Consider the following 8,683-nt stretch of genomic DNA (forward strand, 5'->3'; position numbering starts at 1 on the left):
GGGCCAGCTCCGCCTGGAGCCGGTCCATCCCCATCCGCTCGGCCGGCTCCTTGCGGAGGAGCCCGCCGAGCACGGCCGCGAGCGGGCCCGGGGGTACGGCGGGCGCGGCGTCACGGGCCGCGAGGGCGGCGATGACGGCCTCGGGACTGGCGTGCCCGAACGGGGGACGACCCTCGACGGCGGCATAGAGGGTCGCGCCCAGCGCCCACAGGTCGGACACGGCGGTGACGGGCAGCCCGCGCACCTGCTCGGGCGACATGAACGCCGGGGTGCCGAGCAGCGTGCCGGTCCCGGTCAGGGTCGCGTCCCCGTCGAGGGCGGCGATCCCGAAATCGGTCAGTACGGCCCGGTCGTCCTCCAGGAGGATGTTGGCCGGCTTGATGTCGCGATGCGTGACGCCCGCCCGGTGCGCGGCGGCCAGCGCGGCCGCCACCTGGAGCCCGATGCGGGCCGCCTGATGAGGTGGCAGCGGCCCGTGCGCGTGGACGACGTCCTGCAGCGAACCCCCGTGGACCAGCTCCATGACGATCCACGGGCGTCCGTCGTCCCCGGTGACGCGGTCGTGGACGGTGATGATGCCCGGGTGCTTCAATCGTGCGGCGGCCCGCGCCTCCCGGTCCAGCCGGGCGATCCAGACCTCGCGTTCGGAGGCGCCGAGGTGCTCGGGAAGCCTGACCTCCTTGACCGCCACGTCCCGGTCGAGCCGCTCGTCGCGGGCCCGCCAGACCGCGCCCATCCCGCCCTGCCCCAAGAGGCCGGTCAACCGGTACCGGTTCGCCAGCAACCCCCCGAGCCCTCTCATGGCGTGCAATATAACGGCGGACCCGGTTCACCGCGCGGGCCCGGACGCCCGGTTCACGCGCGGGCCTGGACCCCGGATGCCCGGTTCACCGCGCGGGCCCGGACCCCGGATGCCCGGTTCACGCGCGGGCCCGGACGCCGTGGCGCCCGTGCGCAGCGTGGGCGGCACGATCTGCTCGTAGGCCGGGAGGTGCTTGACCAGGCCGGTGGCGCGGTGGAAGGCGATGGCCCGGTCGAAGGAGGCCCGGGCGAAGCCGATGTCCTGCGGCATCTCGGTCCGCATGAGGTCCGGTAGCTCGGCCAGCGCTTTCGGATCGATGCCCTTGAGGTAGGCCGCCAGCATCCGCGTGATCTCGGCCGCGTCCGCCTCGTGGATGAAGCGCTGGGCGCGCTGGATCGCCCGCTGGAAGGCGGCCACCTCCGTGGGCTTCTTGTCGATGATCCGCTGGGTGGTGAACACCACGCCGTGCGCGGTCTGCACCAGGTCGGGCACGTCACCAGCGGCGGGCGAGATGTAGCGGGTGCCGATGCCGGCGGCGGCGGCCTGCTGCGCGATCGGCTGGAAGAAGGCCAGCGCGTCCACCCGCCCGGCCTTGAGCGCGCCCAGCGCGGACGCGGCGGTGCTGCCGAGGTTCACCAGTTCGCAGTCCGTCGCGGAGTTCAGGCCGACCTTGGCGAACAGGTACGTCACCAGCGCCTCGGTGCCGCTGCCCGGCCCGGTGATGCCGATCTTCGTCCCGCGCAGGGCCCGGATGCGCTCATCCAGCGGGTCGGTCGCGGCGGCGGCGGTGAAGGACGAGCCGACCACCACGTCGACGTAGTACCGGTCGACGAGGTTGGCCACGAGCCGGCTCTTGTCGTCGATCCTGGCCAGGTTGAGCGCGTCGGTCAGCACCCCGGCGCCCAGGTCGATGCTGCCCGACTTGAGCGCGGCGGCGACCTTGGCCCCGGTCCCGAGCCGGGGCCGGTCGGCCAGCTTGACGCCCTCCTGGGTGAAGTAGCCCTGCTGCTCGGCCACGAAGAGCGGGAAGAAGGCGATCGAGTTGCTGATCTGCCCGACGTTCAGCACGCCCGGCGGCGTCGTCGAGCTGCGCTGCGCGCACCCGCCCAGCGCCACGCCCGCCAGCAGGGCCAGCACGGCCACGATCGCCGGGGTGGCGCGCCTCACTGGTCCGCCCCCATCGGCTTCCAGCGGCCGGCCCGGCGGTCGAGCAGCCCGACGACCAGGTTCAGCAGCGCGGCGATCACGCTCAGGACCGCGAGCGTGGCGAACACCCCCGCGGTGTCGAACTGCGCGGCCGCGTCGTTGATCAGATAGCCCAGCCCCCGGTTGGAGGCCACCAGCTCGCCGATCACGGCGCCGATGAGGGCATACGGGACGGCGACCTTGAGCCCGGTCAGCAGCCCGGTCATCGACGACGGGACGACCACCTTGACCATGATCTCGCGGCGGCGGCCGCCCATCAGGCGGACGGCGTCGATCAGGCCCCGGTCCACCTCGCGCACGCCCGCGGCGGTGTTGAGGAAGACGAGGAAGAACACCGTCGCCCCGGCCAGCAGCACCTTCATGTTCATGCCGATGCCGAACCAGACGATGAACAGCGGGGCCAGGGCCACCTTGGGGATCGCGTACAGCGCCATGATGAACGGATCGAGCACCCGGTAGACGGCGCGGGCCGAGGCCAGCAGGAAGCCGGTCAGCGCGCCGGCGACCGCGCCGACCACGAAGCCGTAGACGATCTCCTGCACGGTGATCCAGGTGTTGGACCACAGCGTCCCGTCCTGCTGCCACTCGACCAGGCGGGTCCAGATGTCGCTCGGACGGCTGGTGAAGGTGATGTCGAACCACCGGTCGGCGGTCAGCTCCCACACGACGAGCAGCGCCACCACCAGCACGGCCCGCACGGACCACACCGTGACGGTGCCGCCGTGCCTGCTCCACCAGCTCCGGTCGAGGGCCACGGTCTGGACGGCGGTCATCGCGCTCCCTCCCGCAGGGCCTCGGTCAGCTCCCGGTGCAGGGCGACGAAGTGCGGGTCCACCCGCAGCTCGTCGGCGTCGCGCGGCCTGGGCAGCTCGATCGCGCGGTCCAGCACGATCCGCCCGACCCGGCCGAGCACGACGACCCGGTCGCCGAGCAGCAGCGCCTCCTCGATGTCGTGGGTCACGAACACCACGGTCTGCCCGCTCTCCGTCCACAGCCGCAGCAACTCGGCCTGCAGGTCGCCGCGCAGCTGGGCGTCGAGCGCGCCGAACGGCTCGTCCATCAGCAGCGTCTCCGGGTCGCCCGCCAGCATCCTGGCCAGGCTGACCCGGCGGCGCATGCCGCCGGACAGCTCGCGCGGGTAATGCTTCTCGAACCCGTCGAGGCCGACCTTGCCGATCAGCTCAGCCGCGCGTTCCCGCCGCCGCGCGGCGGGCATCCCGCCGATCTCCATGGGCAGCTCGACGTTGCGGCGGACGTCCCGCCACGGCATGAGCGTGTCGGACTGGGTGAGGTAGCCCATCTCGGTACGCGGGCCGTCCACGGGCTCGCCCCGGTAAGCGACCGAGCCCCAGGTCGGGGGTGTCAGACCGGCGAGCAGGTTGAGCATGGTGGACTTGCCGCACCCGCTGCGGCCGAGCACGGTGACGAAGCTGCCTTCCGCGATCTCCAGGTCGAAGTCGCGCAGAGCCACGATGCCGAGGTCGTCCTTGACGAACTGCTTGCCGAGCCCGCCCATCTTGATCACCGTGCTGGTGCCCGTGTCGCTCATGACGCGGCACCCGCCAGCCACCGGGAGTTGTCCACGGCCATGGTCCGTACGTCCTTCTCGGTGTGTCCCTCGGCCAGCAGCCGGTCGGCGAGCAGGGCGAGGCCGTCCTCCACCGGCGGGTTGAACGGCTGGCCGAGGTCGCTGGAGAGCACGGAATGCCGGGGTCCCACGGCGCTGATGTGCTCCAGCCAGGTCTCCCAGGAGACCTTGCCGCTGTGCGGGGTGGTGAAGCAGCGTTCGAGCAGTGCCCCCTTGGCGGCGAGCGCCCGCTGCCGCTCGATCGCGACGCGCTGGGAGGTGAACTCGGGGTGGGTGATCACGATGCGGCGCACGCCCGCGGCCACGGCCGCGTCCACCACCGTCTCGATCTCGTCCGCGGCGAGGTGGCCGGTGGCGAGCGTCATGTCGTGCGCGGCGATCACGCGCAGCACCTGGCGGGTGCTTTCGAGCACCGCCCCGCCGGCTCCCACCACCTCCACCGGATCGGCGGAGATCCCCGACTCCCGCAGGTCGGCCTGGAGCCGGGCCCACATGGGCGGCGTGGCTCCTTCGGGATCGGCCGCCGTGCAGGCCCGCTGGTTGGCGCTGTCCACCGTGGGGAGCCACACGACCTGCGCGCCGCCCCGGGCGGCGATCTCGACCGCGATGGGGTTCATGCCGCCCACGGACGCGTTCAGCGTGATCGCGCCCACCGCGGCGCAGCCGGGCACCGCGGCCCGCACCACCGCGGCCCGTTCCGCCGTGGGGACGTAGTGCGACTTGAGCACGAACCCGGCCAGCCCCACCTCGGCGAAGCGCGCCGCGAGGGTGAGGTCGTCGGTACGCCTGCGCATCACGTCGGGCGCCACGTGGACATGGGTGTCGTACGCGCCCGCGACCAGCTCGCGGGCGCGGGCGGACGGCGTGGGATGATCCGGCATGCCTGTCTCCCAAATTGTTGCCATCTTGGTGAAACAGATTGTTAACAATACGCGGACGGATGGTCAAGGGCTGATCACCCGGCAGGTGTCCGGAATAGGGCGACCAGCCGGCTTGTCCCGCCGGCCGGCTCGCCCCGCCTGGTCGGCCTGTCCCGCCTGGCCGGCCTGTTCCCCCCGGCCGGCTCGCCCCGCTCGGCCGGCCGTCCCGCCTAGTCGGCGTGCGCGCGCAATGCCGCGATCACGCTGCGCAGGTGCCGCCGGGCGGCGCGCTCGGCCGCGGCCCGGTCGCCCGCGCGTACCGCGTCGATGATGGCCAGGTGCTCGCCCAGCGAGACGGCCGGCCGGCCCCGCTGCATGGCCAGCCGGTACTGGTGCCGGACGCTCTGGGCGCGCAGCCGCTCCAGCACGCCGGCCGCGGCGGCCTGGCCGCTCAGCTCCCTGATGCGGCGGTGCAGCAGCTGGTTGAGCTCCGAGTAGCCGAGCACGTCGCCGGACGCCACCGCCTCCGACATCCGCACGCCGATCTCGCGCAGCTCGTCCGCCTCCGCCGGGGTCACCCGCTCGGCGGCCTTGGCCGCGCACAGCCCCTCCACCACCATGCGGACCTCGGTGATCTCGACGGCCTCCGCCAGGGAGACCGTGCGCACCCGTGCGCCCCGGTTCTGGACCCGTTCCACCAGGCCCTCGTTGGCCAGCTGCAGCAGCGCGGAGCGGACCGTGCCCCGGCTGGCGGAGAAGCGCTCTGACAGGTCGGCCTCGACGAGCCGCTGGTCAGGCACGAACTCGCCGCGCATGATCCCCTCGCGGATCGCGTCGAGCACCGTTCCCGATTCTGTGGACACTGTCCCTCTCTCTAATTGTCAACAATCGCGTGCTGGGCATCGTATCGATCATTGACTGCCCCCCGCGATCTGCCGAGATCGCGCAGGTCGGGGCGCTTCGGCAAGGGCCGGGCCGAAATCCGTCCCGCCTCCGTCCGAAACATAGGGTTGACTTTGGCAACAAGAGTGTCAACAATTCTGGTCACTGTTTCATCAACAAGATGTACCGGAGTTGGCGTGACTGTGATCGCGGTGCTGGGGCTCGGCGAGGCCGGGCGGATCTACGCGCGGGACCTGCGCGAGGCCGGATTCCACGTACGGGGCTTCGACCCGTACGTGGAACTGGACGACGACGAGCAGATCGAGCAGGCGCCGGCCGTCGAGGGCGCGGTGGGCCCGGCCGACCTGGTGATCAGCCTGGTGGGCGCCAGGGCGGCGGAGACCGTCGCCCGGCAGGCCCTGCCCCACTGCCCCGAGCACGCCGTCTACGCCGACCTCAACACCGGATCACCGGCTCTCAAACGAAACCTGGCGGAGCTGGCGGGCGCGGAGAACGTCGCGTTCGCCGATGTCGCCGTGCTGGCGCCGGTGCCCCGGCAGGGCGCCCGCACCGCGCTGATGGCCAGCGGCACCGGCGCGGAGAAGTTTGCCGAGCTGGTACGCCCCGCGGCCGTGCCCGTGGAGACCATCCCGGGCGGCGCCGGCGCGGCGGCCTCCAGGAAGCTGCTGCGCAGCGTCTTCATGAAGGGCCTGGCCGCGCTGATGCTGGAGTGCGAGAGCGCGGCGGCGGCCGCCGGCGAGCAGGAGTGGCTGCGGGCCCAGATGGTCGGCGAGCTCTCCGGCGACGTCGGGCAGCTCATCGACCGGCTGGTCGACGGCAGCAGGGTCCACGCCGCGCGGCGGGTCCACGAGGTCGAGGACGCGGCGGGCTACCTGGCGGAGCTCGGCCGGCCCGCCTGGGTCATGGCGGCCGCGCGCACCTGGCTCGCCTCGCTGACGGACGACTGACCGGCACCGCCGCCCGTCGAAGGCACCGAGACCGCAGGCCCCGAGAACATCGAGAAAGGCAACCGAGCATGACCGTACGAAGAATGCTGGTCGTCGGAGCGCACAGCGCCGACTTCGTCTGGCGCGCCGCGGGCGCCATCGCCAAGCACACCCGGGCCGGCGGCGAGGCCCGGGTGGTCACGCTCTCGTACGGCGAGCGCGGCGAGTCCGGCGAGCTGTGGCGAGAGCCGGGACAGACCGTCGAGAACGTCAAGCGGATCCGGCACGAGGAGGCCACCGCGGCGTCGAAGGCGGTAGGAGCCGCCTACGAGTGCTTCGACCTCGGCGACTACCCGCTGCGGGCCGACGGGGACGATGTGGAGCGCCTGGCCGAGCTGATGCGGGACTTCGCGCCGCACGTCGTCCTCACCCACCCGGAGAAGGACCCGTTCAACCCGGACCACCCGGTGGCCTACCAGGTGGTCTCCCAGGCCAGGTTGCTCACCTCCGGCGCGGTCGTCGAGGCCGGGTTCAGGACCGCGCCGCCGTCGGAGTTCCTGGTCTTCGAGCCGCACCAGCCGGACCTCTGCGGCTTCGTGCCCACCGTGTTCGTCGACATCACCGAGGTCTTCGAGGCGAAGGCCCAGGCCATGGCCGCGATGAGCGCGCAGGCGTACCTGCGGCAGTACTACGCCGAGCGGGCCGAGCACCGGGCCAACCACGCCCGCAAGGTCACCGGGAACAAGGAGATCCGCCACGCCGAGGCGTTCCAGCGGATGGTCCCGAACGTCGTGGGTGCCCTGTGAGCGGGGGCGGCGCCGGCCGGTTCGGCGAGCTCGCCCGTCTCGGCGTGGCCACGGTGTACGAGGCGTCCGGCCGTCAGGGCCTGGTCGACGAGGACTTCATCCGGCTGATCCCCGGCAGCGGCGTCGCGGGTCCCGCCCGGATCGCGGTGTGCGGACCGGCGGACAACCGCGCCGTCCACGAGGTCGCCGCCCGGACCCGGCCCGGCGACATCGTCGTGCTCACCATGGACAACCCGGTGCCCGTGGCCCTGATCGGCGACCTGCTCGTCACCCAGCTCAAGGCCCAGGGCGCCGCCGGCGTGCTGGTCAACGCCTCGGTACGGGACGCCGACACCCTGCGCGAGCTGGGCCTGCCGATCTGGACCCGGTGGATCAGGGTGCGCGGCGCGACCAAGGCGCACCGCGGCGCCGTGGACCGGCCCGCCATCGTCGGCGGCTGCCTGATCCGGCCCGGTGACGCCGTGGTGATGGACGGCGACGGAGTGGTGGTCGTCCCCGCCGAGCGCGTTGATGACGTGCTGGCGGCCTCGCTGGCGCGGGAGGCCAACGAGGCGGCTGCGCGTCAGGAGTACCTGGCGGGCGGCCTGTCGTACGACCTGCACGGCTTCCGCGCGGCGGACGAAGGGGCCCAGGCATGAAGGTCGAGGTCCACGGGCTGACTCTGACCTACGGTGACGCGGTCGCGGTGTCGGACCTGGACCTGACGGTGGACGAGGGCGAGTCCCTGGTCCTGCTCGGGCAGTCGGGCTGCGGCAAGACCAGCACCATGCGCTGCATCGCGGGCCTCGAGACGCCGACGTCGGGGGTCATCAGCATCGGCGGCCGGCCGGTGTTCGACAGCGGCAGCGGCGTCAACCGCGCGCCGAACAAGCGCAACATCGGCATGGTGTTCCAGTCGTACGCCATCTGGCCGCACATGACCGTCTTCGAGAACGTGGCCTTCCCGCTCAGGATGAAGGGCAGGAAGGGCGCCGAGATCCGCGCCGCCGTCCGCGAGACGCTGGAGCTCGTGGGCCTGGACCACCTCGCGGACCGGGGCGCCAGCCTCCTGTCGGGCGGGCAGATGCAGCGCGTCGCCCTGGCGCGCAGCCTCGCGATGCAGCCGTCGGTGCTGCTGCTCGACGAGCCGCTGTCCAACCTCGACGCCCGGCTGCGCCACCGGCTGCGGATGGAGCTGCGCGAGCTGCAGCTCCGGCTCGGGGTCACCTCGATGTACGTCACCCATGACCAGGACGAGGCGCTGGCGCTGGCGGACCGGATCGCGCTGATGCAGTCGGGCCGGATCGTGCAGATCGGCACCCCGCCCGAGATCTACGCGCAGCCCGGGAGCGCCTCCATCGCGGAGTTCCTCGGCGTCGACAACATCATCCCGGTCACCCGCGAGGACGGCTCCTGCGTCCGGCTGACGGCGACCGGGCAGAAGGTCGCGGTCGAGCCGTATGCGGAGGGTGGTGACCTGCGGCTCTGCGTCCGGGCCGAGGACGTGGTGCTCGGACCGGAGAGCACTGAGGCTGTCTCTTATAGACATCTAAAAAAAAAAAAGAGATAGTCTATATGAAAAACAGGAGTGCCTATCTTTTCTCTTATTTTCT

The 8,683-nt window shown here is 72.1% G+C and carries 10 protein-coding genes; 4 read left to right on the top strand and 6 right to left on the bottom strand.

Annotated features, from left to right (window positions below; all coding sequences use genetic code 11):
- The 6 genes from ETD85_RS57100 to ETD85_RS57125 all read right to left on the bottom strand — a co-directional run.
- The coding region (locus ETD85_RS57100) for a serine/threonine-protein kinase (protein WP_138698202.1) at positions 1-802 on the bottom strand (802 nt) is incomplete at its 3' end.
- Between the two features lie 27 nt (positions 803-829).
- Positions 830-1,969 carry an ABC transporter substrate-binding protein gene (locus ETD85_RS57105; RefSeq protein ID WP_206059529.1) on the bottom strand — a complete coding sequence of 380 codons (1,140 nt, stop codon included), beginning with the start codon at positions 1,967-1,969 and terminating at the stop codon, positions 830-832.
- The gene (locus tag ETD85_RS57110) at positions 1,966-2,781 is read right to left on the bottom strand and encodes an ABC transporter permease (RefSeq protein WP_138698203.1); all 816 of its coding nucleotides are present in this window, start codon (positions 2,779-2,781) and stop codon (positions 1,966-1,968) included. Before ETD85_RS57110 ends, ETD85_RS57105 begins: the two co-directional genes overlap by 4 nt.
- Positions 2,778-3,557 carry an ABC transporter ATP-binding protein gene (locus tag ETD85_RS57115; protein ID WP_138698204.1) on the bottom strand — a complete coding sequence of 260 codons (780 nt, stop codon included), beginning with the start codon at positions 3,555-3,557 and terminating at the stop codon, positions 2,778-2,780. Before ETD85_RS57115 ends, ETD85_RS57110 begins: the two co-directional genes overlap by 4 nt.
- Positions 3,554-4,477 carry a DUF6282 family protein gene (locus tag ETD85_RS57120; RefSeq protein WP_138698205.1) on the bottom strand — a complete coding sequence of 308 codons (924 nt, stop codon included), beginning with the start codon at positions 4,475-4,477 and terminating at the stop codon, positions 3,554-3,556. Before ETD85_RS57120 ends, ETD85_RS57115 begins: the two co-directional genes overlap by 4 nt.
- Before the next feature lie 209 nt (positions 4,478-4,686).
- A complete protein-coding gene (locus tag ETD85_RS57125; protein ID WP_240780079.1) occupies positions 4,687-5,319 on the bottom strand; it encodes a GntR family transcriptional regulator in 633 nt (210 codons plus the stop codon).
- A 216-nt stretch (positions 5,320-5,535) separates the two neighbouring features.
- On the opposite strand from ETD85_RS57125, the gene ETD85_RS57130 reads away from it, so the two are divergent.
- From ETD85_RS57130 to ETD85_RS57145, 4 genes are all read left to right on the top strand, one after another.
- The gene (locus tag ETD85_RS57130) at positions 5,536-6,306 is read left to right on the top strand and encodes an NAD(P)-dependent oxidoreductase (protein WP_206059530.1); all 771 of its coding nucleotides are present in this window, start codon (positions 5,536-5,538) and stop codon (positions 6,304-6,306) included.
- A 68-nt stretch (positions 6,307-6,374) separates the two neighbouring features.
- Positions 6,375-7,091, top strand: coding sequence for a PIG-L deacetylase family protein (locus ETD85_RS57135; RefSeq protein WP_138698210.1), 717 nt, complete (start codon positions 6,375-6,377; stop codon positions 7,089-7,091).
- Positions 7,088-7,729 carry an RraA family protein gene (locus tag ETD85_RS57140; protein WP_138698206.1) on the top strand — a complete coding sequence of 214 codons (642 nt, stop codon included), beginning with the start codon at positions 7,088-7,090 and terminating at the stop codon, positions 7,727-7,729. Before ETD85_RS57135 ends, ETD85_RS57140 begins: the two co-directional genes overlap by 4 nt.
- Complete coding sequence (locus ETD85_RS57145) at positions 7,726-8,640, top strand: ABC transporter ATP-binding protein (RefSeq protein ID WP_138698207.1); 915 nt, start codon at positions 7,726-7,728, stop codon at positions 8,638-8,640. The genes ETD85_RS57140 and ETD85_RS57145 overlap by 4 nt, the downstream gene beginning before the upstream one ends.
- Positions 8,641-8,683 lie beyond the last annotated feature (43 nt).

It is taken from the genome of Nonomuraea zeae (genome assembly GCF_005889725.1).
Classification (GTDB): Bacteria; Actinomycetota; Actinomycetes; order Streptosporangiales; family Streptosporangiaceae; genus Nonomuraea; species Nonomuraea zeae.